Here is a 26,624-nt window from a genome sequence, read left to right on the forward strand (position 1 = left end):
TAGAACGGGCTACCGACGGCCCGCACCGCTGCTCCCGCCGGGGCCGTCGCCGCCCGCTCCCGGCCGGTGGGTGCGTCGCGGCGCCCGCGGCAGCACCAGGGGCGCCGCCGGTGGCGGGGCGTCGTCCTCCAGCCAGCCGTCGCGCTCCTCGACGAGCAGCTCCAGCATCACCGGGGGCGCGTCGGTCACCACCACCCAGGGCTGGTCCTCGTCGTCGTCCTCGCCCGCGAAGGGCTGGCGACGCACCTGCGCCTCGAACCCGTCGCGCCGCAGCCGGGCCGCGGCGGCGTGGGCGTCGGACTCCTCGAAGAAGATCCCCCTCACGACTGCGTCCCCCGCCCCAGCGCGGCCACGAACGGCCGGTCGGCCTCGAGCCAGTCGACCTCGCCCAGCTGGTCGGGCGCGAGCCACCGCAGGGCGTCGTGCTCGAGCGGCAGCGGCTCGGTGCCCGCGCCACCGCCAGCGTCGACGCCGGACCCGACGGGGGGCTCGAGCCGGGCGGTGACCACCCGCAGCACCAGTCCCGGCCGCACCTCGACCTCGCCGGGCAGCACGCCGTCGACGCGGACCCGGCAGCCGAGCTCCTCGGCGACCTCCCGCTCGGCCGCCGCCGCGAGGTCCTCCCCCGGCAGCGGCTTGCCGCCCGGCAGCTCCCAGCGTCCGGCGAGCTCGGGCGGCGACGTGCGCCGGGCCGCGAGCACGCGGTCGCCGCGGCGGATCGCCACCCCCACGACGACCACCGCTGTGCCCGCGCCGTCCACCGCGCTCACCCCGCCCACGTCGCGATGGTAGGTCCGGTCCCTAGATTGGTCGCGTGAGCATCCACCTGCGCCGGACCCAGGAGAACCGCGACGAGATCGCGACGGCGACCGCGCAGCTCGGGCGGCGCACCGGCCTCGACGGGGTGCTGGCCCACCTCGACCGGCAGGCGCGCCACGTCCGGGTGCCCGGGTCGGCGGTCGAGTGGGGCTTCCGCTGGGAGGACCGCGACGTGACCAACCGCCGCTGGTGGCCGCAGGGCATCACCACCTCGGCCGACGCGGGCGCCAGCGACGAGGGCCAGCGCCTGGTCGTCGTCAGCTGGTACGCCCAGAAGGTCGGCTCGAGCCAGCACGGCAGCCGGATCACGGTGGTCGACCTCGCCACCCTCACCTACCGCCACGTGCTGCTCGTGCAGCCGGTCGTCGACGCGCACGGCCGCGCCCGCTTCCGCCCCGTCACCGTGCACGCGGGCGGGCTGGTCTGGTGGGGCCCCTACCTGCACGTGGCCGGCACCCGCCGCGGGCTCGTGAGCTGCCGGCTCGAGGACCTGGTGCGGGTCGACGACCTCACCACCAGCCTCGGCTACCGCTACGTCCTGCCGGTGCGCTTCGCCTACCGCGCCGGCACCGACGAGGGCACCGAGCAGATGCGCTACTCCTTCTGCTCCCTGGACCGCGCCTCGGACCCGCCGGAGCTGCTGGCCGGGGAGTACGCCACCGGCACGATGACGCGCCGCATCGCCCACTTCCCGCTCGACCCGGACACCCACCTGCTCAGCACCGACGACGCGGGCACCACCTCGCCGCTGCGCGTCCACGACGACGGTCTGGGCCACATGCAGGGCGCGGCGCTGGTGGGCGACACCTACTACGTCACCTCGAGCAACGGGAAGTGGCGCCGCGGCACCCTCCACGTGGGGCGGCCCGGCGAGTGGCGCTCGCTCGACGGAGCGCTGCCGGTCGGGCCCGAGGACATCTCCTACTGGCCCGAGCTCGACCTGCTCTGGTCGGTCACCGAGCACCCCGGACGGCGCTTCGTGTTCGCGGTGCGCCGCTCCTCGCTCGACGGCTGACGCGCCGGGTCGCAGCCCGTCCGGAGCGGTCCGGCTACGGGGCGGTGGGCTCCGCGAGGCACAGCTGCGCGACGTCGACGGCCGTGCCGTCCCCGAGGGTCACCTGACCGTCGACGCCCGGGACGAGCAGCGCGTAGCCGGCCTCGTCCACCGGCGCCGGCTGCGGGAGCGCGGGGTCGGTGGGCACGACGCAGGTCACCAGCTCCTCGAAGGCCGGCAGCGCCGTCGGGACCGGGGTGGGGGTCGGCTCCGGGGTCGGCGTGGGCTCGGGGGTCGGGTCGGGCGCGGGCGTCGGGTCGGGTGCGGGGGTCGGGCCGGGCGTCGGCTGGCCCGGGTCGGCCGGCTCGGAGGGCTGGCCAGGGGCCGGGGTCGGCGTGCCGGGCTGGGTCGGCGTGCCGGGCTGGGTCGGCGTGCCGGGCTGGGTCGGCGTGCCGGGGCCGGCGGGACCGGTCGTCGGCGTGCCGGGGGTGGGCTTCCCGGGCGTCGGCTTCCCGGGCGTGGCCGTCCCGCTCGGCTTGCCCGGGGTCGGCGTGCCGGCGGGCTGCTGCGCGGCCGGACGACGCACGGGCTTCGGCTCGGGATCGAGGGGCCGGACCGGGGCGGCGGCGGTCGCCATGGTCTCGGTGGGGTCGGTCGCGATGGCCCACGACGAGAACGTCGGCAGCGAGGCGATCCGGGTCAGGTCGGCCTTCTCGAAGGTCGCCTTCCAGCGCAGGACCTGCGTGAGGTAGGCCTGGGAGTGGTTGTAGGACAGCACGGCCGAGCGGAGGTCGGCGGCGTCGCGCAGGTCACCGCCGGTGCTGCACAGGTAGACCATGGCGCCACCCGCGGCGTCGTAGATGTCCTGGGGGTCGCGGGTGCCGTCGCCGTCGAGGTCGACGGCGACCGTGCGCCACGTCGAGGGCAGGAACTGCAGCGGTCCGACAGCCCGGTCGAACTTCGCGTCGCCGTCCAGCGCGCCCTTGTCGGTGTCCCTGACGGCCTTGAAGGCGCGGCCGTCGAGGCGCGGTCCGACGATCGCCGGGGTGACGCGGTGCTCGGCGTCGAGCTCGCGACCGACGAGGTTGCCGCTCTCGACCTGGCCGATGGCGGCGAGCACGGGCACCGTCAGGTGGCAGCGCTCGGGCGCCAGGGCGACGGCCTTCTCGTACGCGTCGAGCACGACGGTCGGGAGGGTCTGGGGAGCGACGCCCGTGGGCGCGGCACCCGAGGCGGCCCAGTCACGAGTGGCGCTGGCGCTCCGGACCACGACGGGGTCGGCGGGGGCGGGGAGCTCGGGCTGCGGCGCCTCGGCGGCGCTCGCGGCGACCGCCTGCGGGGCGGGGGCGGGGACCTGGTCGGCCACCGGGGCCGGTCCCATCGACCCGACCGGGGCGGCCAGCATCGCGCACCCCAGTAGACCTGCAGCCGTGGTTCTCCGCCTCATGCCCCGAGTCTCCCCCTTTGTCCGGATTTGCGGGGCGTTTTCCACCCCGTAGGCCGCAATTGTGCGGCGATCCCCCCTGCAACGGAACCGCAGCCACGCGAACGACGGACAAACATCTGTTCGAGGTTGTCACACCGGACCCTGGGTCATGTGGCGGGTGGTGCTGCAGTGCTGGGAGAGGCAGATGGGACAGGAGTGGTCGCCGCCCGTCTCACGACGTGGGGCGGCTCGTCGAAGAGCCCCCGAACGGGGCTGCTCCCCCACGTATCGGACCCTTCACCCGGCGCCTCTCGACGCCTAGGGTGGTGCGGCCGGTCGACGGGACCCGTCCGCCCCCGCCGAACGGCTCGAGGGGGTGCACGTGGGACCACGGAGCGGTGCCCCCGCGCCCGACGTCGACGCGGTCCTGGCCGTCCTGTCGCGCACCGACGACGTCGACCTGGCCGAGCTCCTGCAGCTGGTGGCCGGGCTGTGCGACGCCGACGCCGCCGGCATCACGATCCGCCGGGGGGACGACTACCACGTGCCCGTCACCCACGGCATCGCGCCGTTCGTCTGCCCCGCGGACGACACCTTCTGCGCCTGGAGCATGGGCGAGGACGGGGTGGTCGTGGTCCCGGACGCCCTCGCCGATCCCCGCTTCGCCCACATCGGCTGGGTGGACGGTCGCCGGGCGCACGCCCGCTCGTACGCCTCGGCCCCCCTCTACGCGCCCGACGGCCGGATGGTGGGCCGGCTGTGCGTCATCGACGCCCGGCCCCGCGAGCTGGACGCACTGCAGCAGCGCTCGCTGGAGGCGATGGCGCGCAGCGTGACCCAGCTCATCGAGCTGCGCCTGCGGCGCGACGCCGACCAGGGGCGCGACGCCCCCGACCCCGCCACCCGGACCGTGGTGACCCAGCTGGCCGCCGAGCTGTGCCACGACCTGCGCGTCCCCCTGTCGGCCCTGGTCGCCGGCGTGGAGCTGCTCGAGGACCAGCTGGCGTCCCACCCCGACCGCGCCGTGGCGGCGCTGCTGACCCGGATGCAGTCCGCGTCGGAGCGGATGGGACGCATGATCGACACCCACCTCACCCTCGACGACCGGGTCGGCCAGCGCGTGCCCGTGGACCTCGGCCGGGTGGTGGAGCAGCTGGTCTCGGACTCCGCGCCGCTGCTCGACCCGGTCGGGGCCGTGGTCGAGGCCCGCAACCTCCCGGTGGTCACCGCCGACGGCGACGACATGTACTCCGTGCTGCAGAACCTGCTGACCAACGCCGTCAAGTTCGCCCGTCCCGACGCCCCGGCCTGGGTCCGGGTCACCGCCAGCCGGCGACCCGGCGGCTGGCGGATCACCGTGCGCGACAACGGGCGCGGCATCGACCCGGCCCGCCGGGAGCAGGTCTTCGCGCTGTTCAGCCGTGGCGACCACGAGGTCGAGGGCCACGGCATCGGGCTGGCCACCGTCGCCCGGCTGGTCCACGCGCACGACGGGGAGGTCGGCGTCGAGGCGGCTCCCGACGGCGGCACCGAGGTGTGGTTCGAGCTGCCGGACGGGGTCGGGCTAGCGTCGAGGGCATGACGTCGTCCTCCCTCGAGTTCGCCCTGGGCTCCCTGCCCGTCCACCGCGTCGGCTACGGCGCCATGCAGCTCCCCGGCCCGGGGGTCATGGGCCCCCCGCGCGACCACGACGAGGCCATCGCCGTGCTGCGCCGCGCCGTCGAGCTGGGCGTCGACCACGTCGACACCTCGCAGTTCTACGGCCCCGACGTGGCCAACGAGCTGATCCGCGAGGCGCTGCACCCCTACCCCGACGGGCTGGTCCTGGTGTCCAAGGTCGGCGCGCGCCGTGACGAGGCCGGCGCGTGGCTGCCGGCCCAGCGCCCCGAGGAGCTGCGCAGCGGCGTCGAGGACAACCTGCGCACGCTCGGCGTCGACCAGCTCGGCGCGGTCAACCTGCGCCGCATGGACGAGGGCCACGACGTGCCCGAGGGCCAGGACGTCGCCTTCGAGGACCAACTCGCCGAGATGGTGGCCCTGCGCGACGAGGGCAAGATCGCCGGCGTCGGCATCTCCAACGTCACGCTCGAGCAGGTGCGGACCGCCGTCGAGGCGACCGACATCGCCTGCGTGCAGAACCCCTTCAGCCTCGTCGACCAGCACGACCTCGACGTGCTCGACCTCTGCGCCGGCCTGGGCATCGCCTACGTGCCGTTCTTCCCGCTCGGCTCGGCCTTCCCGGGCATGCCCAAGGTGTCCGACCACCCGCGCGTCCGCGCCGTCGCCGAGCGCCACGGCGCCACCCCGGCCCAGGTCGGCCTCGCCTGGCTGCTCGCCCTGCGCGAGAACGTCCTGCTCATCCCCGGCACCTCCCGGGTCGCCCACCTCGAGCAGAACCTCGCCGTCCGCGACGTCGTGCTCTCCGAGCAGGACCTGGCGGAGCTGGGGGGCTGAGGGCGGTTTCCCCGGTCGACCGGGGAAACTGCCCGCGGAAACGGGCGAAGCGGGCAAGCGCGGGCAGTTCTGCCCGTCGAGCACGTCCGCTTCGTCCCCCACCACCCGCCGGCCGTACGCCGGGGGCGCTCAGCGCTCGCCGGCCAGCAGGGGCTCCAGCGTCAGGTCGGGGTGGTCGCGCTCCATGGTGCTGATCCGCCACTTGTCGGGGGCCAGCACCAGCAGGGTGCCGTCTCGCCGCTCGAGGACCTCGACGCCGCGGACCATCGCGAAGGTCGGGGCCGACGCGGCGTCGGTGCGGCGGGCCTGGCTGTAGCCGAGCGTCTCGAGGCGGATCGCGGCGTTGAACTCGTCGGCCATCCGCGCCTGGGCGACCTCGAACTGCATCGGGCCGACGGCGGCGAGCACGGGCGACTGGTTGCCGCGCAGGTCCGAGCGCAGCACCTGCACGACGCCCTCGCTGTCGAGCTGGTCGATGCCGCGCTGGAACTGCTTGAACCGGCCGCGGTCCACCGCGGTGGCGACGGCGAAGTGCTCCGGCGCGAAGGTCGCGATCGGCGGGTACTGCACCGGGTCGTCGACGTAGATCGTGTCGCCGATGGTGAGGGCGTTGGCGTTGACCAGCCCGATGATGTCGCCGGGGTAGGCCACGTCGAGCACGGCCCGGTCGCGCCCGAAGACGCTCTGGGCGTACTTGGTCGCGAACGGGCGGCCGCTCTGCGCGTGCACCACGACCATGCCGCGCTCGAAGACGCCCGAGCAGACCCGGGCGAAGGCCAGCCGGTCGCGGTGGTTGGTGTCCATGCCCGCCTGCACCTTGAAGACGAAGGCGCTGAAGGGGGCCACCACCTCGCGCACCTCGGCGGGCCGCCCCTCGGCGTCCTCCTTGCCGTGGTGGAACGCCGCGGCCGACGGAGCCAGCTCGACCAGCGTCTCCAGGATGGTGGCGACGCCGAAGTTGAGGATCGCCGAGGCGAAGAGCACCGGCGTGGTGAAGCCGGAGAGGAACAGGTCCTGGTCGTGGTCGGCCCCGTCGCCCGCGAGCAGCTCGGACTCCTCGACGCTGGCCTGCCACACCTCGCCCTCGCGCGCCAGCGCGGCGTCGGCCGCCATCCGCTCCTCGGGGGCGCGGGTGGCCCCGCCCGCGGTGCGGGTGTAGGCGACGTACTCCCCCGTGCGCCGGTCGAGCACGCCCCGGAAGTCGCCCGAGATGCCGACGGGCCAGGTCAGCGGGGTCGGCACGAGCCCGATCTGGTCCTGGATCTCCTCCATCAGCGCCAGCGGGTCCAGGCCGGGCCGGTCCCACTTGTTGATGACGGTGATGACCGGGATGCCGCGCGCCTTGCAGACGCGGAAGAGCTTGAGCGTCTGCGGCTCGAGGCCCTTGGCCGCGTCGACGAGCATCACGGCGGCGTCGACGGCCGACAGCACGCGGTAGGTGTCCTCGGAGAAGTCGGAGTGGCCGGGGGTGTCGACGAGGTTGACGATGTGCTCGCCGTAGGGGAACTGCAGCGCCGCCGAGGTGATGGAGATGCCGCGCGCCTTCTCCATGTCCATCCAGTCCGACACGGTCGCACGGCGTCCGGCCTTGCCGTGCACGGCGCCCGCCTCGGTGATCACCTGGGCGTGCAGCGCCAGCGCCTCGGTCAGCGTCGACTTGCCGGCGTCGGGGTGGCTGATGACGGCGAAGGTGCGCCGCCGCGCCGCCTCGCGGCCGACCTCCTCGACGGAGTGGTGCGACGCGGACGGGCTGGTGGTCTCGGGCGACGAGGAGATGACGGTTCCTGGTGGGTCGTGGGCGGGCAGCCCCCCATGCTACGCCGTCGCCCGCCTCATCCCACGGGGCAGCGAGCGTAGAGCGCCCGGGTCGGGAACCGCTGCGGGTCGGCGTACGCCGCGGGGTCGGTGAAGCGGCAGCCGTACGTCGGCGACGCCACGGTCGCGGCGTCCAGGACGTCGTCGCCGGCCGGGCGCCGGACCTGGCCGCCGGGACCCCGCCCGTGGCGCCGCGACTCGACCCAGCGGGTCAGGTCGTCCCACGCCCGCCCGGCCTCGGCCGGGGTGAACTCGCAGTGCCCCGCCGCCCGCACCGCCCGCTGCACCAGCAGGGCGGAGCGGTGGTGCCGCCCGACCTCGCGCCGGTAGACCTGCTCCATCGAGAACGGCACGAACAGGTCGCCCAGGCCGTGCAGCGTCAGCACCGGCACCCGGGGACGGCCCTGGATGCGGGGGATCTGCGTCAGCCGGTGGGTGCGCCGGGAAACCGGGTCGGCGGCCCTCACGCGCTGCACGGTCCTGTCCACGTCGACCGGGGTGCTCGGCGTGTAGGTCGTGCGCAGGTTCTGCGCCACCCGCCCGGGGTTGGCCGAGAGCGGTCCCCCGCCGTCGGGCGTGAAGAGGGTGAACAGGAAGTCCTTCCAGACCGCGAACGCCTGGTCGGCCCCGGGCCGCGGGCCGCCGGTCAGGTCGGTCGTGACGTCGCGCAGCTGCCGTCCCAGGGCGTTGGTGGTGTCGGGGCCGCCCGGCCTCAGCCCGGCCAGCCCGAGCCGCTGCTGGATCACCGGGACGTCGGCGGTGAGGTAGTCGGCCGGCGGCGGGTAGGCCGGCCGGTCGGCGAGGTCCTGCGCAACCAGGTTGTAGCCGAGGAGGTAGTCGAACAGCTCCTGGTCGCCCAGCACGCCGCACATCGGCAGCGCCCCGTCGTACGCCGCGGGGTACTGCTCCAGCGAGCGCCCGATCACGTGGCCGCCCATCGACACCCCGGCGAGGTAGGTGCGCCGCGGCTCCCGTCCGAGCGTGCGCGCCACGAGGTCGGCGAGGCCCTTGGTGGTGCGCACGCCGGTGCGGACGTCGTACTCGTTGCGGGCGTAGCTCGAGGCGGCCCACGCGTAGCCCTGGCGCAGCACCCGCTCGCGCAGCCCGAACTCCGGTGGGTCCACGGTCAGCACGCGGCCGTCGCCGCGGTAGCCGTGGGCCCACATCACGAGCTCGCCGTTCCACCGGGCCGGCACCTCGATGTCGTACGCCGCGTGCTGGTGCACGCCCTGCAGCACCCGGGTGCGCCGTCCGTCGACGACCAGCGGCGCGAGCGGCGGGTTCGAGATCGTCCAGCCGGGCAGCGGCTGGTCCCCCGGGACGCGGGCGGTGGCCGCGGCCCGCGGCGCCGGAGTCGGGGCGGCGACCCCGGCTCCCGTCGGCGCGAGCGCGAGCGTGGTGGCGGCCGTGAGGGCCGCGAGGGTGCCGGCCAGGGCGCGACGGGACGGGACGGTCATGGGTGCCTCCGAGCAGACGTGACGAGCGTCACACCGGCGCCCGCCGGCCACCCTAGACCCGGGCACCGACCACGTCGGGTGCGCTCGCTCCGCTGACCGGCCTCCCACCAGGAGATCTGGGGGTCTCGGTGGCGGTCTTCCACACCTGACGGGGCCCCGTCACCGGCTGCAGGAAGCGAGCAGCGACGCCAGGGGCAGGCTCAGCAGGAACGCCCACCCACCCGTGAGCCGGCGGGCGCCAGGGCGCGGGGGGCGCACGCCGGGCGTCGGGCCCGACAGCAGCAGGAACACGACGTGGCCGATCGGCGGCAGCAGCAGCCAGAACCAGGCCCACCGCGTCGCACGCCACGGGCGCGGTCCGCCGACGAGGAGCGCGAGGCCGACGAAGAGGAGGACGACCCCGAGCAGGGCGACGGCGGACGGCACCGTCCAGCCGAGCACGTCGCTGCCGGACTGGGCAGGGCTCGGGTCGCGGGTGAGCCGGATCCCCGGCTGCAGCTGGACGAGCGTCCGGCTCGGGGGGACCCGGACCACGGTCTTCTCCCCGCCCGGGTCGGGGCCGGCTGCCCGACCACGCCCCACGACCTGCACCACCTCGGCCCGGTGGCCGAGCAGCCCCTGCCGCCAGTGCACCGTGACGGTGGACGACCCGGTCCCGACGTCGCTCAGCTCTCCCGAGACCCGCACCCGGGTGACCTCCCCCGACGCGACCAGGCCTCGCACGTCGTCCCACGACGAGTTCCGCTCGCCCACGACCGGAAGGGCGACGAGGGCCACCAACCAGCACACGACCAGGGCGTGCCTGACGTGGTCCCAGACCCGGTCGGGCTCGCACCGCGGCACCGGACCCACCCACCGCGGCGTCCGCTCGGCGCCCGCCCGTCGCCGGAGGTCGTCGGACGGGGTGCTCATCCCCGGAACGTACCGGAGGGGAGCGGCCGCCGGAGGGCGTTCGACGGGTCTACACGTTGAAGCGGAACTCCACCACGTCGCCGTCGGCCATGACGTAGTCCTTGCCCTCCATGCGCACCTTGCCGGCGCTCTTGGCCGCGGCCATGGAGCCCGCCTCGACGAGGTCGTCGAAGGAGACGATCTCGGCCTTGATGAAGCCCTTCTGGAAGTCGGTGTGGATGACGCCGGCGGCCTCGGGGGCGGTGGCGCCCTTGCGGACGGTCCAGGCGCGCGACTCCTTGGGGCCGGCGGTGAGGTAGGTCTGCAGGCCCAGGGTGTCGAAGCCGACGCGGGCCAGGACGTCCAGGCCGGGCTCCTCGACGCCCATGTCGGCGAGCATCTCGCGGGCCTCGTCGTCGTCGCCGAGCTCGACGAGCTCGGACTCGAACTTGGCGTCGAGGAAGATCGCCTCGGCCGGGGCGACGATGGCGCGCATCCGGTCCTTGAGCTCCTCGTCGGCCAGCTCGTCGGCGTCGCAGTTGAAGACGTAGATGTAGGGCTTGGAGGTCAGCAGCGACAGCTCGCGGACCAGGTCGCGGTCGATCTTCGTCGAGCTGATCGGAGTGCCGGCCTCGAGCGCCTCGAGCGCCTCGCGCGCCGCGGCGAGGTGGGCGCCGCGGGCCTTGTCGCCGCGGGCCTCCTTCTCCAGCCGGGGCACGGCCTTCTCGACCGTCTGCAGGTCGGCCAGGATCATCTCGGTCTGGATCGTGGAGATGTCGGAGGCGGGGTCGACCTTGCCGTCGACGTGGGTGACGTCCTCGTCGCGGAAGACCCGGGTCACCTGGCAGATGGCCGAGGACTCGCGGATGTGGGACAGGAACTTGTTGCCCAGGCCCTCCCCCTGCGAGGCGCCCGCGACGATGCCGGCGATGTCGACGAACTCGACGGTGGCGGGCAGCACCTTGGCGGAGCCGAAGATCCCCGCGAGCACGCCGAGGCGGGAGTCGGGGACCCCGACGACGCCGACGTTGGGCTCGATCGTGGCGAACGGGTAGTTCGCCGCGAGCACGTCGTTCTTGGTCAGCGCGTTGAACAGGGTCGACTTGCCGGCGTTGGGGAGACCGACGATCCCGATGGTGAGAGCCACGGGCCGGGAGTCTACGAGCGCACGGCCCCACCCCACGAATCGACGACGTCCTGCCCATCGGGTGGATCCCGCCCGTGTGGCCGGGCTCACAAGCGGGTAGACATGGGGGGTACGACGTCGCGGCCCCCCAGGCGGTCGCCGCGCCCGGTGGAGCCCGCCGCCGGACGCGACACCGGACCGTCGTGCGCCGGAGGCCTCCGTGACCAACCTCGCCGCCAACCTGACCGCGACCGCCGAGCGCTTCCCCGACCGGCCCGCGATCAAGCTCGACGACCTCGTCCTCACCTGGGCCGAGGTCCAGGGCGGGGCGCAGCGCGTCGCCGCCATGCTCGAGGAGAAGGGGATCGGCCCCGGCGACCGCGTCGCGATGGTGCTGCCCAACGTGCCGCCCTTCCCGATCATCTTCTACGGAGCCCTCGCGCTGGGCGCCGTCGTGGTGCCGATGAACCCGCTGCTCAAGGGCCGCGAGGTGAAGTACTACCTCGAGGACTCCGGCGCCTCGATCATCCTGGCCTGGAAGGACATGGCCGAGGAGGCCGGCAAGGGCGCCTCGGAGGTCGGCATCGAGTGCGTCGAGGTCGGCACCGACTTCGCCGAGGTGCTCGCGGGCTACGAGCCCCGCACCGAGGTGGCCGACCGCGAGGACGACGACGACGTCGTGCTGCTCTACACCTCCGGCACCACGGGCCAGCCCAAGGGCGCCCAGCTGACCCACCACAGCATGGGCACCAACGCCGCCACCAGCGCCGAGACCCTCATCGAGATCACCGAGGAGGACGTCGTCATGGGCTGCCTCCCGCTGTTCCACGTCTTCGGCCTCACCTGCGGCCTCAACGCCTCCGTGCTCAAGGGCTCCTGCCTGACGCTCATCCCGCGCTTCGACCCGGAGAAGGCGCTGGAGGTCGTGGGCCGCGACCGGGTCACCGTCTTCGAGGGCGTTCCGACGATGTACGCCGGGATGCTGCACGCCAAGGGCGCCGACGACGCCGACATGTCCAGCCTGCGCACCTGCATCTCCGGCGGCTCGGCGATGCCGGTCGAGGTGATGAAGAGCTTCGAGAAGAAGTTCGACTGCATCGTGCTCGAGGGCTACGGCCTGTCCGAGACCTCCCCCGTCGCGTCGTTCAACCAGCCCGGCCAGGAGCGCAAGCCCGGCTCGATCGGCACCGCCGTGCGCGGCTGCGAGCTGAAGATCGTCGACGACGACGGCAACGACGTCCCCCAGGGCGAGAACGGCGAGATCGCCATCAAGGGCGAGAACGTCATGAAGGGCTACTGGGGCCGCGAGGAGGCCACCGCCGACTCCATCAAGGACGGCTGGTTCCTCACCGGCGACGTCGCGACCATGGACGAGGACGGCTACTTCTTCATCGTCGACCGCAAGAAGGACCTCATCATCCGCGGCGGCTACAACGTCTACCCGCGCGAGGTCGAGGAGGCGCTCTACGAGCACGAGTCGGTCCGCGAGGTCGCGGTGATCGGCATCCCCGACGACACGATGGGCGAGGAGGTCGGGGCCGCCGTGGCCCTCAAGGACGGCGAGAAGGTCGACGTCGAGGACCTGCAGGCCTTCGCCAAGGAGCGCCTCGCCGCCTACAAGTACCCCCGCGCCGTGTGGATCGTGGACGAGCTCCCCAAGGGTCCGACCGGCAAGATCCTGCGTCGCGAGGTCAGCGCCCCCGAGGGAGACACCCAGTGACCGCGGTCGAGGCCGAGCGCCCCCAGAAGACGGACCAGAAGACGGACCAGAAGGCCGCTGACCCCGCGCCTCCGGCTCGGAAGCAGGCTGTGAAGGCGGCCCCGAAGCCGCGCAAGCGGACGGCTTCGAAGGCCACCCAGAAGTCGGCCCAGAAGCCGGCCCCGAAGTCGGCCCAGAAGTCGGCCGCACAGGCGTCGCCGAAGGCCGAGGCGGCTGCGGTCGAGCGCCGGATGCACCAGCAGGACGAGTCGGCCGAGGAGGCCGAGGCCTCGCGCAGCACGGCGCTGGCGACCCCGCTCGACCTGCTGCTGGCCGACGCGGGCAGCCCGCTGCGCCGCTTCGTCCCGGGCGTCTCCGGCCTGAAGTTCACCGCCGGCCTGGCCCGGCACCCCCGCAAGGTGGCGCGCCGCACGGCCGGCCTGGCCGCCGAGCTCACCCGGGTCGGCCTGGGCCGCTCGCGGATCGCCCCCGGCGAGAAGGACCGCCGCTTCACCGAGGAGGCGTGGGCCAAGAACCCCCTGTTCAAGCGCACGCTGCAGAGCTACCTGGCCGTCGGCGAGGCCGCCCGCGGCCTGGTCGACGACGCCGCCATGGGCTGGGGCGACGACCAGCGGATCCGCTTCATCATGGACAACCTGGTCGAGGCCGCGGCCCCGAGCAACAACCCCTTCCTCAACCCCAAGGTGCTCAAGCGCACGCTCGACACCGGCGGCGGCAACCTGGTCGCGGGCGGACGCCGCTTCGTCAAGGACTTCGCCACCGCCCCGCGGGTGCCGTCCATGGTCGAGGCCGACGCCTTCGAGGTGGGCCGCGACATCGCGGTCACCCCGGGCGCCGTGGTGCTGCGCACCGACGTCTTCGAGCTGATCCAGTACACCCCGCAGACCCCCAAGGTCCGCTCCGTGCCGCTGCTCATCGTGCCGCCGACGATCAACAAGTACTACGTCATCGACCTGGCCGAGCAGCGCTCGATGGTCGAGTACCTCGTCCAGTCCGGCCAGCAGGTCTTCTGCATCTCCTGGCGCAACCCCGACGTGCGGCACGCCGACTGGGGCCTGGACACCTACGGCCAGGCGATCCTCGAGGCGATGAGCGCCTGCGAGGACATCACCAGGCAGGACAGCACCGCCATATTCGGCATCTGCTCCGGCGGCATGATCGCCTCGATGGTGATGGCCCACCTCGCGGCCACGGGCGAGCTGGACCGCGTCGCGGCGTACAGCCTCGCGGTGACGGTGCTCGACCAGGAGCGCGCGGGCGTGACCAGCGCGCTGCTGTCGCACAAGGCGGCGGCGGCCTCGACGCAGGCCTCGAAGGAGAAGGGCTACCTCGACGGGCGCACCCTCGCCGAGATCTTCGCGTGGCTGCGGCCCAACGACCTGATCTGGAACTACTGGGTCAACAACTACCTGATGGGCCACGCTCCCAAGGCCTTCGACATCCTCTACTGGAACGCCGACCCGGTGCGGATGACGGCCGCCATGCACCGCGACTTCATGGACCTCGCGATCCGCAACGCCCTGGTCGAGAAGGACGCCGCGACCATCCTCGGCTCCCGGGTCGACCTGTCGCGGATCACCACCGACTCGTACGTCGTGGCCGGCATCGCCGACCACCTGTGCAAGTGGGAGTCGTGCTACCAGACCACGCAGCTGTTCGGTGGCGACACCAAGTTCGTGCTGTCGACGAGCGGTCACATCGCCGCCATGGTCAACCCGCCCGGCAACCCCAAGGCGAGCTTCCAGACCTCGCCCAGCGGCCACGGCCAGCAGGGCACCGACAACCCGGAGGACACCCAGCAGTGGCTCTCGCAGGCCGTGAAGGTCAAGGGCAGCTGGTGGGACGACTACGTCGCCTGGCTGGGCGAGCGCTGCGGCGAGGAGAAGACCAAGCCGCGCAAGCTGGGCAACGCCGCCCACGAGCCGCTGGCCGAGGCTCCGGGCACCTATGTCCACGACCGCTGAGCGGCCGGGCCGGACCCCGATGAGCGACGGGACCGACAACGAGGACCTGCGCGACGAGGCGCTCGAGGCGCGGATGCGCGACGTGGTGCGCCAGGTGACGGTGCGCAGCATCGCCGCCCGCGTCTCGGTGCGCCCCGGCGTCGGGTCCTACACCGACGCTCCCCCGCTGCTGCTGTGCAACGGCATCGGCATCAGCCTCGAGGCGCTGCAGCCGCTGGTGGACCACCTCCACCCCGACCGGGGCGTGATCCGCTTCGACGTCCCCGGGATCGGCGGCTCGGCGCTGCCGCCCACGCCGTACCCCATCGCTGCGCTCGCCTCCTGGGTGACGGCGCTGATGGCCAAGCTCGGCCACCGGCGCTTCGACGTGCTCGGGCTGTCGTGGGGCGGCGGCCTTGCCCAGCAGCTGGCCGTGCAGTCGCCGCGCAAGGTGCGCCGCGTGGTGCTGGTGGCCACCGGCACCGGCTGCCTGATGGTGCCGGCCTCCCCGCGGGTGCTGCGGATCATGTCGACGCCGCGACGCCACCGCGACCCGGCGTACGCCCGGGCCGTGGCGCCGGAGATCTACGGCGGCAGCATGCGCACCGATCCCGGTCAGGGCGCCGCGCTCCTGCACGGCGCGACCCGCTCGGGGCCGAAGCGGGGCTACTACTACCAGCTGGCCGCGATGGCCGGCTGGACGAGCCTGCCCTTCCTCGGCCTGCTGCGGCAGCCGACGCTGGTGATGGGCGGCGACGACGACCCGATCATCCCGGCGGCCAACCCCCGGATGCAGGCCGCGCTGATCCCGCGGGCGCGGCTGCACCTCTACCGCGGTGGCCACCTCGGCATCCTCACCGAGGCCGACCAGCTCGCCCCGGTGATCGACGCCTTCCTCGACGAGACCACCGACGACAGGGGCACCGCATGAGCGAGCTCGACGACCACCAGGTCGACGACTCACCCTTCTCCGACTTCCTGGGCTTCGAGCTGCTGCTCGAGGAGCAGGACCGCGAGCTGCTGAGCCGGGTGCGGGCCTTCATGACCCGTGAGGTCGAGCCGGTCATCAACGACTACTGGACGCGCGCGGAGTTCCCCCACGAGCTGGTGCCCGGCATCGCGGAGCTCGGGATCGCCGGCCTGGCGTACGACGGTCCGGGCTGCCCCGCCCGAGGCGCCCTCGTCGACGGCCTGGTCGCCATGGAGCTGGCCCGCGTCGACCCCTCGATCGGCACCTTCATGGGCGTCCACGGCGGCCTGGCGATGGGCTCGATCCAGATCGGCGGCTCCGACGAGCAGCGCGAGCGCTGGCTGCCCGCCATGGCTCGCATGGAGCTGATCGGCGCCTTCGGCCTCACCGAGCCCGAGACCGGCTCGGCGATCTCGCAGGGCCTGGCCACCAGCGCCACCCGCGACGGCGACGAGTGGGTGCTCAACGGCGACAAGAAGTGGATCGGCAACGCCGCCTTCGCCGACCTCGTCGTGATCTGGGCCCGCGACACCGAGGACGGCCAGGTCAAGGGCTTCGTCGTCGAGAAGGGCACCGAGGGGGTCGAGTTCGTCAAGCAGGAGGACAAGATCGCCCTGCGGGTGGTGCAGAACGCCGAGATCCACCTGCGCGACGCCCGGGTCCCCGAGGCCAACCGGCTGCAGCGCGCCGAGTCCTTCCGCACCACCGCCGACGTGCTCCGCGTGACCCGGATGGGCGTCGCCTGGCAGGCCGCCGGCTGCGCACGCGGCGCCTTCGAGCACGCGCTGCGCTACACCAAGCAGCGCCAGCAGTTCGGCCGCCCCATCGCCGGCTTCCAGCTGGTGCAGGACCTGCTCGTCAAGATGCTCTCCAACGTCACCGCCGCGACCGCCATGAACGCCCGCGCCTCGCAGCTCCAGGACGCCGGCCAGCTCCGCGACGAGCACGCCTCGCTCTGCAAGGCGCACTCGACGGTCCGCATGCGCGAGGCCGTCGGCTGGGCCCGGGAGGTCCTCGGCGGCAACGGCATCCTGCTCGAGCACCACGTCGGCCGGTTCGTCGCCGACGCCGAGGCGATCTACTCCTACGAGGGCACCCGGGAGGTCAACACGCTCATCGTCGGGCGGGCGATCACCGGGGAGAGCGCGTTCGTCTAGGGGTTGCGGGTCGGCCCTGCGGCTGGCACGGTCGCGGGCGGTCGGGCGGTCGGGCGGTCGGGCGGTCGGGCGGTCGGGCGGTCGGGGCCGGGTGCACGACGTCCTGCGGCACGAAGACCACCGCCTCCGGGCGTCGTGCGAGGTGGTCGCCCCGGCATCCGGGGCGCATGACGTCGAGCGGGACGTCGTGCGAGGTGGTCGCCCCGGCAGCCGGGACGCATGACGTCCCGGTGCCACGCACGACGTCCCGCCACGGCGCCGACCCACCACGCCCCGGAACGGCTCGGGCGGGATCGCAGGGCCAGCGCCGCAGCGCTTGTCCACAGCTCCGGACGCGACCCTCGCGGCACGGGCGCCGACCGCCCAGGGTGGAGTGGTGCGCCGTACCGCCTGCCTGCTGGTCCTCGTGTCGCTGGTCGCGTCCGCCTGCGCGCCGACGGGCCGCGACGACGCGGTGGTGGATCGCACCTCGGACGCGTCGTGCTGGGCCCTGACGGCGGCCGATGACCGTCATGCGAAACACGAGCGCCGGTCGGCGTACGCCACCTGGCGCCTGCGCCACCTCGACCCGCGCCGCCTCGACCCGCGCCGCGTCGAAGGGTCGCCGTCGGCCGCCGCGCACCCGGACCGGGCAACTCGGGCGTCCATGAGGGCCGAAACTGCCCGTCCGTGACCGATCTGCCCGGTTCCGCGGGCAGTTTCCCCGGTCGACCGGGGAAACTGCCCCAGCCCTCAGAGCCGCACCATCCCCGTCACGTCCAGCACCAGCTCCCCCTCGTCGTCGGAGGCGGTGAGGTCGACGGTCGCGAGCAGGCGCCAGTCGTGGTAGCCCTCGGGGTCGCCGATGACCTGCTGGACCTCCCAGGTGGTCGCCGTCTTCTCGACGAGCAGCATCCGGGGGCCGCGGGCGTCGGCGCCGGTGTCGATGGAGTCGTGCTCGGAGAAGTACGCCGCGAGCGCCTCGTCCCAGTCGGCCTCGGTCATCGTCGAGCCGGCCTCGGCCTCGAGCGCGACCAGCTCGGCCACCCGGCGGCGGGAGGCGAGCTCGACCCGGCGGAACATCGCGTTGCGCACCAGCACGGTGAAGGCGCGCACGTTGGCGGTGATCCGCTCGGGCGTGGGCGGCAGCACGTCGGGGGCGACCTCGGCGGCGGCCCGCGCGGCGGCCAGGGCGGGGTCGTTGAGGGTCTCCCACTCGTCGAGCAGGCTCGAGTCGGTCTGGCGGACGACGGCGCCGAGCCACTCGATGATGTCGTCGAGCTCGTCGGTGCGCACCCGGTCGGGCACGGTCTGGCGCAGCGCCCGGTAGGCGTCGCCGAGGTAGCGCAGCACCAGCCCCTCGGAGCGGGTCAGGCCGTAGAACGCGACGTACTCCCCGAAGCCCATCGCGCGCTCGTAGACGTCGCGCACCACCGCCTTGGGCGACAGCGCGTCCTCCCCCACCCACGGGTGGTGGGCGCGGTAGAGCGAGAAGGTGTGCTCGAGCAGCTCCTGCAGGGGCTGGGGGTGGGTGACCTCCTCGAGCAGCTCCATGCGCTCCTCGTACTCGATGCCCTCGGCCTTCATCGCCCCGATCGCCTCGCCCCGCGCCAGGTGCTCCTGGGCGCCGAGCACCGGTCGGGGGTCGTCAAGTGTTGCCTCGATGACCGAGACCACGTCCAGGGCGTACGTCGGCGCCTCCGGGTCGAGGGTGTCCAGCACGTCGAGGGCGTACGCCGACAGCGGCTGGTTGAGCGCGAAGTCGAGCTGCAGCCCCTCGGCCAGCCGCACCCGCCGGCCGTCCGGCTCGCGGGGCACCAGCTCGACCACCCCGGCGGCGAGCAGCGCGCGGTGCTGGGCGGCGGCGAGCCGCATCAACCGGCGTCGCGACCGCTCGTCCTCGTGGTTGTCGCGCAGCAGGTGGCGCATCGCGGCCGCGGGGTCGCCGGGCCGCGCGATGACGTTGAGCAGCATCGAGTGGGTCACCCGCATCCGGGAGACCAGCGCCTCGGGCTCGGCGTGGACCAGCCGCTCGAAGCTGTCCTCGTTCCAGGTGACCTGGCCCTCGGGGGGCTTCTTGCGCTGCACCCGCTTGAGCTTCTTGGGGTCGTCGCCGGCCTTCTTGACCAGCCGGTGGTTCTCGACGGCGTGCTCGGGCGCCTGCACCACGACGGTGCCGGCGGTGTCGAAGCCGGCCCGCCCGGCGCGGCCGGCGATCTGGTGGAACTCCCGGGCCTTGAGCATCCGCTGGCGGTGGCCGTCGTACTTCGTGAGCCCGGTGAACACCACCGTGCGGATCGGCACGTTGATGCCGACGCCCAGCGTGTCCGTGCCGCAGATGACCTTGAGGAGGCCGGCCTGGGCGAGCTGCTCGACGAGGCGGCGGTACTTCGGCAGCATCCCCGCGTGGTGCACCCCGATCCCCGAGCGCAGCAACCGCGACAGCGTCCGCCCGAAGCCGGCGCTGAACCGGAAGGTCGCCAGCGTCTCGGCGATCCGGTCCTTCTCCTCGCGGGTGGCGACGTTGATGCTGGTCAGCGCCTGCGCGCGCTCGAGAGCCGAGGCCTGCGTGAAGTGCACGACGTACGCCGGCGCCTGGTGCGTCGTCAGCAGCTCCTCGATCGTCTCGTGCAGCGGCGTCAGGGCCCACTCGAACGACAGCGGCACCGGTCGGGTGGCGCTGGTGACGACGGCGGTGGGGCGGCCGGTGCGCCGGGTCAGGTCCTCCTCGAAGAGGCTGACGTCGCCCAGCGTCGCCGACATCAGCAGGAACTGGGCGCCGGTGAGCTCGATGAGCGGCACCTGCCAGGCCCAGCCGCGGTCGGGCTCGGCGTAGAAGTGGAACTCGTCCATGACGACCTGGCCGACGTCGGCCGACGCGCCCTCGCGCAGCGCGATGTTGGCCAGCACCTCGGCGGTGCAGCAGATGATCGGCGCCTGGGAGTTGATGGAGGCATCGCCCGTGAGCATGCCGACGTTGCTCGCCCCGAAGACGTCGATGAGCGCGAAGAACTTCTCCGAGACCAGCGCCTTGATGGGGGCGGTGTAGAAGGTGCGGCGGCCCTGCGCCAGCGCGACGGCGTGGGCGGCCAGCGCGACCAGGCTCTTGCCGGTGCCGGTCGGGGTGGACAGGATCACGTGGTTGCCGCTGACCAGCTCGATCAGCGCCTCGTCCTGCGCGGGGTAGAGGCTCAGTCCCTGCTCGTCGACCCAGGTCGCGATCGCGTCGTAGAGGGCGTCGGGGTCGGAGGTGGCTCGGGCATCGGGCAGCAGGTCGAGGAGGCGCATCGCACCCCCATCCTCCCCGACCTGCCCCCGAACGCCGCCATCAGCGGCGGAGCTTGCCCAGCAGGCCGCGCACGCCGCGGCCGATCGCCTCGTCGGTGGAGCTGCGGCCGCCGGCGCCGTGACCGGCCCCGGGCCCTCCGACCCGTCCGGGTCCGGGGGTGCCGCCGGTGCGTCGGCCGCCGGCAGCGCCGCCGCCGACGACCCGGTTGATGATGCCTCGCAGATTGGCCATGACCGTCTCCCTCACGTGTCGCGGGCGTCGTTGCCCGATGTGCTCCCGTGCCCGGTGGAGGCGGTTCCGAATCCCCCGACCTCAGCGACGGGCGGCGTCCTCGACGCACAGGACCGCCCACGGCAGCGCCTCGAGGCGGCCCGCCGGGATCTCGCGCCCGCAGGCGTCGCAGCGGCCGTAGGTGCCCTCGTCCAGCTTCTCCAGCGCCCGCAGCACCTCGGTCCGCACGCCGCGCAGCTGGTCGTGGACGGCCACCTGCTGCATCCGGTCGACCGCCATCGAGGTGCCCTCGCCGATCCGCTTGCCGAAGGAGATCCCGCCGGTCTCGGTCGGTGGACGCTCCATCTCGGTCATCTCGGCGTCCATCTCGTCGCGCTTGGCCTCGAGCTGCTGGCGGGTGTCCATCCGCCCAGCATGCCCCGCCGGCCGTCAGTCCAGCGGCTCCTCGTGGGCCCAGAGCGGCGAGTCCTTGGCCGAGACCAGGCGCTGCGCCTCGTGCTGCGGCAGCGCCTCCAGCCGCTCGGCGAGGTCCATGCCGTAGCCCGCGATCTCGGCGGCGCCGGCCAGCGGCACGACCGAGTGGACCAGGCGGTCGTCGTACGCGTGGACCATGGTGAAGCTCTGGTGGCCGTCGACCGAGGACATGAACCGACTGGTCGGGGCCGGGTCGGCGACGTAGCAGGTCGCCGAGGCCACCGAGACCGGGACGCCCGCGAAGGTCGAGAACGACGAGAAGTGGAAGTGGCCCCCCAGGACCCCGCGCACGTCGGTGCCCCGGACCACCTCGGCCAGGGCCTGCTGGTCGGCGAGCTCGATGAGGGCCGAGAGCCGCACGATCGGCACCGGGATCGGTGCGTGGTGCATCGCCAGCAGCGTGCCGTGCTCCGCGGGCGTGGCCAGCACGTCGGCGAGCCACTCGAGCTGGGCCGGCGACAGCTCGCCGTGGTGGAAGCCGGGCACCGTCGTGTCGAGAGCCACGATGCGCAGGCCGGCCACGTCGTGGACCCGGTCGAGGCTCGCGTCGGGGCCGACCTCGGTGCCCCACAGCTCGCGGGCGAAGGGCTGCGGCTCGTCGTGGTTGCCCATCGTCCAGACCACCTCGGCGCCCATCTGGGCGGCCTCGGGCTCGACGATCTCGCGCAGCCGGCGGTAGGCGTCGGGCTCGGCCCGGTCGGCGAGGTCGCCGGTGAACACGATCGCCTGCGGCGGCGTCTCCAGCCGGGTCAGCCGCTCCATGGCCGAGCGGAGGTGCTCGGTGGTGTCGACCGCGCCGTAGAGGCGGTGACGGGCGAGCAGGTGGGGGTCGCTGAGGTGGGCGACGGTGTGGCGCGGAAGCGGGTGCTGGCCCAGGGCTCTCACCGGGACCACGCTACGAGGCCGCGGGGTCCTGCGCACGTCACCGCCCCTTAGGCTCGCCGGGTGCGCCTCGCCACCTGGAACGTCAACTCCCTCCGCAGCCGGATCGACCGCGTCGAGGGCTTCCTGCAGCGCCACGACGTCGACGTGCTCGCCGTCCAGGAGACCAAGGCGCGCGAGGAGCAGCTGCCGCTGATGGGCCTCAGCTCGCTCGGGTACGACGTCGCCGCCGTCGGCCACGACCAGTGGAACGGCGTCGCGATCATCAGCCGCGTGGGCCTCGAGGGCGTCGAGGTCGGGTTCGCCGGCATGCCGACGTGGGGCGAGCCGCCGGTGGCCGAGGCCCGGGCGCTGGGGGCAACGTGCGGCGGCGTACGGGTGTGGTCGCTGTACGTCCCCAACGGCCGCAAGGTCGACGACCCGCACTACGCCTACAAGCTGGAGTGGCTGGCGCGGCTGCGCGAGGCCGCGCGCGCCATGACCGGCGACACCGCCCTGGTCGGCGACTGGAACATCGCGCCCCAGGACGAGGACGTCTTCGACCTCGCGGCCTTCGCGAGGAGCACCCACGTCACCCGCCCCGAGCGCGCGGCGTTCGAGGCCTTCCTCGAGGACGGCTGGTCCGACGTCACCCGCGCGCACACGCCGGGTCCCGAGGTCTACACCTACTGGGACTACTACCGGCAGCGCTACGAGCGCAACCGCGGCATGCGCATCGACTTCGTGCTGGGCGACCCCGGGCTCGCCGGCCGCGTCCGCGGCGCCTTCATCGACCGCGAGGAGCGCGCCGGCAAGGGCGCCAGCGACCACGCCCCCGTGGTCGTCGACCTCGACTGACCCACCGACCTCTCGGAGACCCGCATGGACCTCGACACCGGCGCCGTGCGCGCCTGCTTCCCCGCCCTGGCCGACGGGCGCGCCCGCTTCGACTCCCCCGGCGGCTCGCTGACGCCGACCGTCGTGGCCGACGCCGTCGCCGCGACCCTGCTCGCCGGCCTGAGCAACCGCGGGCCGGTCAACCCCTCGGAGCGCCGCGCCGACGAGGTGGTCCTCGCCGCCCGCACCGCCGTCGCCGACCTGGTGGGCGGCGACCCGCGCGGCGTCGTCTTCGGCCGCTCGATGACCGAGCTGACCTGGGCCCTGGCCCGGACCCTGGCCGCAGGGTGGGGGGCCGGCGACGAGGTGGTCGTGACGCGCCTGGACCACGACGCCGACGTGCGCCCGTGGGTGGTGCTCGCGGAGCGCGCCGGGGCGACGGTGCGCTGGCTGGGCTTCGACCGCGCGACCGGCGAGCTGGACGACGTCGCCACCGTGCTGTCCGAGCGCACCCGGCTGGTGGCCGTCACCGGCGCCTCCAACCTCATCGGCACGCGGCCCGACGTCGCCGCGATCGCCGCCGCCGCCCACGCGGTGGGCGCCCTGGTCCACCTCGACGCGGTCCACCTGGTGCCGCACGCGCCGGTCGACCTGCCCGCGCTCGGCGTCGACCTCCTGGCCTGCTCGCCCTACAAGTTCTTCGGACCCCACCACGGCGCCCTGGTCGCCTCGCCCGACCTGCTCGAGACGCTGCGCCCCGACAAGCTCGCGCCCTCGACCGACGCGGTGCCCGAGCGCTTCGAGCTCGGCACCCTGCCCTACGAGCTGCTGGCCGGCACGACCGCAGCGGTCGACTTCGTGGCCGCGCTGGCCGCACCCGACCCCGATCCCGCTGCGGGTGCGACCACCCGGCGGGAGCGGGTGCTGGCGTCGATGGCGGCCGTCGAGCGGCACGAGGCGGCCCTGCTCGCGCGGCTGCTCGAGGGGCTGGACGGTCTGGCCCACGTGCGGACGCACGGCCGCGCGGCGCGACGCACGCCCACGGTGCTGCTGGAGGTCGACGGCCGCTCCGGCCGCGAGGTGCACGAGCACCTCGGCGCGCTCGGGATCAACGCCCCGGCCAGCAACTTCTACGCCCTGGAGGCGTCGCGCTGGCTGGGCCTGGGCGATGCCGGGGCCGTGCGCGTCGGGCTGGCGGCGTACAGCAGCGCGGACGACGTCGACCGCCTGCTCGCGGGGCTCGCCCGGCTCGCCTGACCCGTCGTACGCCGCGCGGCTCTCGGGCCCGGGGACGCCGAAGGGGACGAACCGGGCGCCGATGTCGGCCGAAACTGCCCGTGCTCGTCCCCTTCGCCCGTTTCCGCGGGCAGTTTCCCCGGTCGACCGGGGAAACCGCCCGCAGCGGTGGCTCAGACCAGGTCGTACCGGTCCGCCATCATGACCTTGTCCCAGGCGGCGACGAAGTCACGGACGAACTTGGCCTGGGCGTCGGAGGAGGCGTAGACCTCCGAGACGGCCCGCAGCTCGGAGTTGGAGCCGAAGACCAGGTCGTTGCGCGTCCCGGTCCAGACGACCTCGTCGGTCCCGCGGCGACGGGCCTCGAAGGAGTCGCGGTCGTCGCCGACCTGGCTCCACTCGACGTCCATCGTGAGCAGGTTGACGAAGAAGTCGTTGCTCAGCACGCCCGGACGGTCCGTCAGCACGCCGGCGGTCGACCCGCCGGTGTTGGCGCCGAGCACCCGCAGCCCGCCGACCAGGACGGTCAGCTCGGGGGCGCTGAGGCCCAGCAGGTTGGCCCGGTCGACCAGCAGGAACTCCGCGGGGAGCAGCTGCCCCTTGCCCACGAAGTTGCGGAAGCCGTCGGCCTTCGGCTCGAGCCAGGAGAACGACTCGACGTCGGTCTGCTCGGCGCTCGCGTCGGTCCGGCCCGGGGTGAAGGGCACCGTGACGTCCTGCCCGGCGTCACGGGCGGCCTTCTCGACCGCGGCAGCACCGGCCAGCACGATCAGGTCGGCCAGCGAGATCTTCTTGCCGCCGGTCGCGGAGGCGTTGAAGTCGGCCTGGACGCCCTCGAGGACGCGCAGGGCCTGGGCCAGCTCGTCGGGCTCGTTGACCTCCCAGCCGCTCTGCGGCTCGAGGCGGATCCGGGCGCCGTTGGCGCCGCCGCGCTTGTCGCTGCTGCGGAACGTCGAGGCCGAGGCCCAGGCGGTCGCGACCAGGCGGGAGACGGACAGGCCGGAGTCGAGCACCTTCGCCTTGAGGGCGGCGACGTCGGCGTCGTCGACCAGCTCGTGGTCGACGGCCGGCACGCGGTCCTGCCAGAGCAGCTCCTCGGCCGGGACCTCGGGGCCGAGGTAGCGCTGGATCGGGCCCATGTCGCGGTGGGTGAGCTTGAACCAGGCGCGGGCGAAGGCGTCGGCGAACTGGTCGGGGTGGGCCAGGAAGCGGCGGCCGATCTCGTCGTAGACCGGGTCGACCTTGAGCGCCACGTCGGAGGTGAGCATCGTCGGCGGGCGCGAGAGCGAGCCGTCCTCCGGGTCGGGCACCGTGTTGGCCGCGGCACCGTCCTTGGGCTGCCACTGGTACGCGCCGCCGGGACCCTTGGTCAGCTCCCAGTCGAGCCCGTAGAGGTTCTCGAGGTACTTCGTGCTCCACTGCGTCGGCGTGGAGGTCCACGTGACCTCGATGCCGCTGGTGATTGCGTCGCGACCGGCTCCGCTGCCGTGGGAGCTCTTCCAGCCGAAGCCGAGCTGCTCGATCGGGGCGCCCTCGGGCTCGGGACCGACGTGCGGCTCGGGGTCGGCCGCGCCGTGGGTCTTGCCGAAGGTGTGGCCGCCCGCGATCAGCGCGAAGGTCTCCTCGTCGTTCATCGCCATCCGGCCGAAGGTCTCGCGGATGTCGCGCGCCGAGGCCAGCGGGTCGGGATTGCCGTCCGGACCCTCGGGGTTGACGTAGATCAGGCCCATCTGGACGGCGGCCAGGGGACCCTGGAGCTCGCGGTCGCCCTGGTAGCGCTCGTTGCCGAGCCAGGTGGTCTCGGGACCCCAGTAGACGTCCTCGTCGGGCTCCCAGACGTCAGCGCGGCCACCGGCGAAGCCGAAGGTCGGCAGGCCCATGTCCTCGAGCGCGACGTTGCCGGTGAACACGATCAGGTCGGCCCACGACAGCTTGCGGCCGTACTTCTGCTTCACCGGCCAGATCAGGCGTCGGGCCTTGTCGAGGCTGGCGTTGTCGGGCCAGCTGTTGAGCGGGGCGAAGCGCTGCATGCCGGCCCCGGCGCCGCCGCGGCCGTCGGCCACGCGGTAGGTGCCGGCGCTGTGCCAGGCCATCCGGATGAAGAAGGGGCCGTAGTGGCCGAAGTCGGCGGGCCACCACTCCTGCGAGTCGGTGAGCACGTGGCGGACGTCCTCGCGGAGCTCGTCGAGGTCGATGGTGGCGAACTCGGCGGCGTAGTCGAAGCCGTCGTCCATCGGGTCCGCGGCCGGGTGGTGCTTGCGCAGGATGCGGACGTTGAGCGACTCGGGCCACCAGCGCTCGTTCGACGAGCCCTCGGTGGGGTGGCTCATCCGACCGTGGGCGACCGGGCAGCCGCCGGCCGCCTCAGTGTTCATCTCTGCTTCGCGGGTCTCGTGGCTCTGGTCGGTCACCTGGATTCCTCTCGGTCGGGGTGGAGGGTGGAGCGGGCGGCCGTGCAGTCGGGGCAGGTGCCCCAGTAGACGACCTCCGCCTCGTCGACCACGAAACCGTGGTCGTCGGAGGCGGTGAGGCAGGGGGCCTCGCCGACGGCGCAGTCGACGTCGGCGATGGCACCGCAGGTGCGGCAGACCACGTGGTGGTGGTTGTCGCCCACGCGGGACTCGTAGCGCGCGACCGAGCCCGAGGGCTGGATCCGCCGCACCAGCCCGGCGGTGCACAGCACGCGCAGCGCGTCGTACACGGCCTGGTGCGAGACGTCGCCGAGGTCGGCGCGCACGGCGCCGATCAGCGACTCCGTGTGGGCGTGCGGGTGCCGGTGCACCGCCGCCAGCACCGCCAGCCGCGGCCGCGTCACGCGCAGCGCCGCCTGGCGCAGCAGGCGCTCGGCGTCGGTGGTGGTGGGCATGGCCCTACCTTCGCACCTGTTCTGGAACGAATCAAGAAAAGACACGGCCCGATCTCCTGTCGGTGGTCGCTGCCACCCT

23 protein-coding genes are annotated in these 26,624 nt (G+C 73.6%); 10 read left to right on the forward strand and 13 right to left on the reverse strand.

Annotation, left to right across the window (positions count from 1 at the left end; genetic code table 11):
• Nucleotides 1-9: 9 nt before the first annotated feature.
• Together BLU55_RS19905 and BLU55_RS19910 are read right to left on the reverse strand one after the other, a co-directional pair.
• Complete coding sequence (locus tag BLU55_RS19905) at nucleotides 10-324, reverse strand: hypothetical protein (protein ID WP_231916814.1); 315 nt, start codon at nucleotides 322-324, stop codon at nucleotides 10-12.
• The gene (locus BLU55_RS19910; RefSeq protein WP_231916815.1) at nucleotides 321-779 is read right to left on the reverse strand and encodes an NUDIX domain-containing protein; all 459 of its coding nucleotides are present in this window, start codon (nucleotides 777-779) and stop codon (nucleotides 321-323) included. Before BLU55_RS19910 ends, BLU55_RS19905 begins: the two co-directional genes overlap by 4 nt.
• Nucleotides 780-814: 35 nt before the next feature.
• Between BLU55_RS19910 and BLU55_RS09775 the strand changes: the two genes are divergently transcribed.
• Nucleotides 815-1,834, forward strand: a complete 1,020-nt coding sequence (locus BLU55_RS09775; protein ID WP_091728990.1) for a hypothetical protein — start codon at nucleotides 815-817, stop codon at nucleotides 1,832-1,834.
• A 34-nt stretch (nucleotides 1,835-1,868) separates the two neighbouring features.
• Here the strand turns inward: BLU55_RS09775 and BLU55_RS09780 are convergent, their stop codons facing one another.
• Nucleotides 1,869-3,218, reverse strand: a complete 1,350-nt coding sequence (locus BLU55_RS09780) for a lytic transglycosylase domain-containing protein (protein ID WP_091728993.1) — start codon at nucleotides 3,216-3,218, stop codon at nucleotides 1,869-1,871.
• Nucleotides 3,219-3,621: 403 nt separating this feature from the next.
• Between BLU55_RS09780 and BLU55_RS09785 the strand changes: the two genes are divergently transcribed.
• Nucleotides 3,622-4,821 carry a GAF domain-containing sensor histidine kinase gene (locus BLU55_RS09785; RefSeq protein WP_172833896.1) on the forward strand — a complete coding sequence of 400 codons (1,200 nt, stop codon included), beginning with the start codon at nucleotides 3,622-3,624 and terminating at the stop codon, nucleotides 4,819-4,821.
• Entirely contained in the window at nucleotides 4,818-5,693 is an 876-nt protein-coding gene (locus BLU55_RS09790; RefSeq protein WP_091728999.1) for an oxidoreductase, read from the forward strand. The genes BLU55_RS09785 and BLU55_RS09790 overlap by 4 nt, the downstream gene beginning before the upstream one ends.
• 129 nt (nucleotides 5,694-5,822) lie before the next feature.
• Here BLU55_RS09790 and BLU55_RS09795 read toward each other — a convergent pair whose 3' ends face one another.
• The 4 genes from BLU55_RS09795 to ychF form a co-directional block, all read right to left on the reverse strand.
• Nucleotides 5,823-7,499, reverse strand: a complete 1,677-nt coding sequence (locus tag BLU55_RS09795; protein ID WP_091729002.1) for a peptide chain release factor 3 — start codon at nucleotides 7,497-7,499, stop codon at nucleotides 5,823-5,825.
• Between the two features lie 26 nt (nucleotides 7,500-7,525).
• Nucleotides 7,526-8,965: a hypothetical protein gene (locus tag BLU55_RS09800; protein ID WP_091729004.1), complete on the reverse strand. Its 1,440-nt coding sequence runs from the start codon at nucleotides 8,963-8,965 to the stop codon at nucleotides 7,526-7,528.
• A 159-nt stretch (nucleotides 8,966-9,124) separates the two neighbouring features.
• Nucleotides 9,125-9,877, reverse strand: coding sequence for a hypothetical protein (locus BLU55_RS09805; protein WP_091729007.1), 753 nt, complete (start codon nucleotides 9,875-9,877; stop codon nucleotides 9,125-9,127).
• Nucleotides 9,878-9,926: 49 nt separating this feature from the next.
• Nucleotides 9,927-11,003 carry a redox-regulated ATPase YchF gene (gene ychF / locus BLU55_RS09810; protein WP_091729011.1) on the reverse strand — a complete coding sequence of 359 codons (1,077 nt, stop codon included), beginning with the start codon at nucleotides 11,001-11,003 and terminating at the stop codon, nucleotides 9,927-9,929.
• A gap of 199 nt (nucleotides 11,004-11,202) precedes the next feature.
• Between ychF and BLU55_RS09815 the strand changes: the two genes are divergently transcribed.
• The 5 genes from BLU55_RS09815 to BLU55_RS09835 all read left to right on the forward strand — a co-directional run bounded on the left by BLU55_RS09815 (nucleotide 11,203) and on the right by BLU55_RS09835 (nucleotide 17,445).
• Nucleotides 11,203-12,702: a long-chain-fatty-acid--CoA ligase gene (locus tag BLU55_RS09815; protein ID WP_091729014.1), complete on the forward strand. Its 1,500-nt coding sequence runs from the start codon at nucleotides 11,203-11,205 to the stop codon at nucleotides 12,700-12,702.
• Nucleotides 12,703-12,791: 89 nt separating this feature from the next.
• A complete protein-coding gene (locus BLU55_RS09820) occupies nucleotides 12,792-14,666 on the forward strand; it encodes a PHA/PHB synthase family protein (protein WP_197680950.1) in 1,875 nt (624 codons plus the stop codon).
• Nucleotides 14,650-15,576: an alpha/beta fold hydrolase gene (locus tag BLU55_RS09825; RefSeq protein WP_197680951.1), complete on the forward strand. Its 927-nt coding sequence runs from the start codon at nucleotides 14,650-14,652 to the stop codon at nucleotides 15,574-15,576. Before BLU55_RS09820 ends, BLU55_RS09825 begins: the two co-directional genes overlap by 17 nt.
• Nucleotides 15,573-16,772: an acyl-CoA dehydrogenase family protein gene (locus tag BLU55_RS09830; protein WP_091729017.1), complete on the forward strand. Its 1,200-nt coding sequence runs from the start codon at nucleotides 15,573-15,575 to the stop codon at nucleotides 16,770-16,772. Before BLU55_RS09825 ends, BLU55_RS09830 begins: the two co-directional genes overlap by 4 nt.
• Nucleotides 16,773-17,148: 376 nt before the next feature.
• A complete protein-coding gene (locus tag BLU55_RS09835) occupies nucleotides 17,149-17,445 on the forward strand; it encodes a hypothetical protein (protein WP_091729021.1) in 297 nt (98 codons plus the stop codon).
• A 59-nt stretch (nucleotides 17,446-17,504) separates the two neighbouring features.
• Here BLU55_RS09835 and BLU55_RS09840 read toward each other — a convergent pair whose 3' ends face one another.
• The 4 genes from BLU55_RS09840 to BLU55_RS09855 form a co-directional block, all read right to left on the reverse strand.
• Entirely contained in the window at nucleotides 17,505-20,039 is a 2,535-nt protein-coding gene (locus tag BLU55_RS09840; protein ID WP_091729024.1) for a DEAD/DEAH box helicase, read from the reverse strand.
• A 40-nt stretch (nucleotides 20,040-20,079) separates the two neighbouring features.
• Entirely contained in the window at nucleotides 20,080-20,271 is a 192-nt protein-coding gene (locus tag BLU55_RS09845) for a hypothetical protein (RefSeq protein ID WP_091729027.1), read from the reverse strand.
• An 81-nt stretch (nucleotides 20,272-20,352) separates the two neighbouring features.
• Nucleotides 20,353-20,676: a TraR/DksA family transcriptional regulator gene (locus tag BLU55_RS09850; RefSeq protein ID WP_091729030.1), complete on the reverse strand. Its 324-nt coding sequence runs from the start codon at nucleotides 20,674-20,676 to the stop codon at nucleotides 20,353-20,355.
• A gap of 24 nt (nucleotides 20,677-20,700) precedes the next feature.
• Nucleotides 20,701-21,630, reverse strand: a complete 930-nt coding sequence (locus BLU55_RS09855; protein ID WP_091733721.1) for a metallophosphoesterase — start codon at nucleotides 21,628-21,630, stop codon at nucleotides 20,701-20,703.
• 60 nt (nucleotides 21,631-21,690) lie between these two features.
• On the opposite strand from BLU55_RS09855, the gene BLU55_RS09860 reads away from it, so the two are divergent.
• On the forward strand, nucleotides 21,691-22,464 hold the full coding sequence (locus BLU55_RS09860) for an exodeoxyribonuclease III (RefSeq protein WP_091729033.1): 774 nt from the start codon (nucleotides 21,691-21,693) through the stop codon (nucleotides 22,462-22,464).
• A 24-nt stretch (nucleotides 22,465-22,488) separates the two neighbouring features.
• Nucleotides 22,489-23,700 carry a cysteine desulfurase-like protein gene (locus BLU55_RS09865; RefSeq protein ID WP_091729035.1) on the forward strand — a complete coding sequence of 404 codons (1,212 nt, stop codon included), beginning with the start codon at nucleotides 22,489-22,491 and terminating at the stop codon, nucleotides 23,698-23,700.
• Nucleotides 23,701-23,852: 152 nt separating this feature from the next.
• Here BLU55_RS09865 and katG read toward each other — a convergent pair whose 3' ends face one another.
• On the reverse strand, nucleotides 23,853-26,054 hold the full coding sequence (gene katG / locus BLU55_RS09870) for a catalase/peroxidase HPI (protein ID WP_091733723.1): 2,202 nt from the start codon (nucleotides 26,052-26,054) through the stop codon (nucleotides 23,853-23,855).
• A gap of 32 nt (nucleotides 26,055-26,086) precedes the next feature.
• On the reverse strand, nucleotides 26,087-26,545 hold the full coding sequence (locus tag BLU55_RS09875) for a Fur family transcriptional regulator (RefSeq protein ID WP_091729038.1): 459 nt from the start codon (nucleotides 26,543-26,545) through the stop codon (nucleotides 26,087-26,089).
• Nucleotides 26,546-26,624 lie beyond the last annotated feature (79 nt).

Origin of the sequence: Nocardioides scoriae (genome assembly GCF_900104965.1) — a bacterium.
Classification (GTDB): domain Bacteria; phylum Actinomycetota; class Actinomycetes; order Propionibacteriales; family Nocardioidaceae; genus Marmoricola; species Marmoricola scoriae.

Excerpts from the sequence above, each read along its gene's own strand:
- BLU55_RS09780 (WP_091728993.1), bottom strand. The coding sequence starts at position 3,218 with ATGCTGGCCGCCCCGGTCGGGTCGATGGGACCGGCCCCGGTGGCCGAC.
- katG (WP_091733723.1), bottom strand. The coding sequence starts at position 26,054 with ATGAACACTGAGGCGGCCGGCGGCTGCCCGGTCGCCCACGGTCGGATG.
- BLU55_RS09805 (WP_091729007.1), bottom strand. The coding sequence starts at position 9,877 with ATGAGCACCCCGTCCGACGACCTCCGGCGACGGGCGGGCGCCGAGCGG.
- BLU55_RS09840 (WP_091729024.1), bottom strand. The coding sequence starts at position 20,039 with ATGCGCCTCCTCGACCTGCTGCCCGATGCCCGAGCCACCTCCGACCCC.
- BLU55_RS09845 (WP_091729027.1), bottom strand. The coding sequence starts at position 20,271 with ATGGCCAATCTGCGAGGCATCATCAACCGGGTCGTCGGCGGCGGCGCT.
- BLU55_RS09830 (WP_091729017.1), top strand. The coding sequence starts at position 15,573 with ATGAGCGAGCTCGACGACCACCAGGTCGACGACTCACCCTTCTCCGAC.
- BLU55_RS09850 (WP_091729030.1), bottom strand. The coding sequence starts at position 20,676 with ATGGACACCCGCCAGCAGCTCGAGGCCAAGCGCGACGAGATGGACGCC.
- BLU55_RS09825 (WP_197680951.1), top strand. The coding sequence starts at position 14,650 with ATGTCCACGACCGCTGAGCGGCCGGGCCGGACCCCGATGAGCGACGGG.
- BLU55_RS09865 (WP_091729035.1), top strand. The coding sequence starts at position 22,489 with ATGGACCTCGACACCGGCGCCGTGCGCGCCTGCTTCCCCGCCCTGGCC.
- BLU55_RS09790 (WP_091728999.1), top strand. The coding sequence starts at position 4,818 with ATGACGTCGTCCTCCCTCGAGTTCGCCCTGGGCTCCCTGCCCGTCCAC.
- BLU55_RS09875 (WP_091729038.1), bottom strand. The coding sequence starts at position 26,545 with ATGCCCACCACCACCGACGCCGAGCGCCTGCTGCGCCAGGCGGCGCTG.
- BLU55_RS09800 (WP_091729004.1), bottom strand. The coding sequence starts at position 8,965 with ATGACCGTCCCGTCCCGTCGCGCCCTGGCCGGCACCCTCGCGGCCCTC.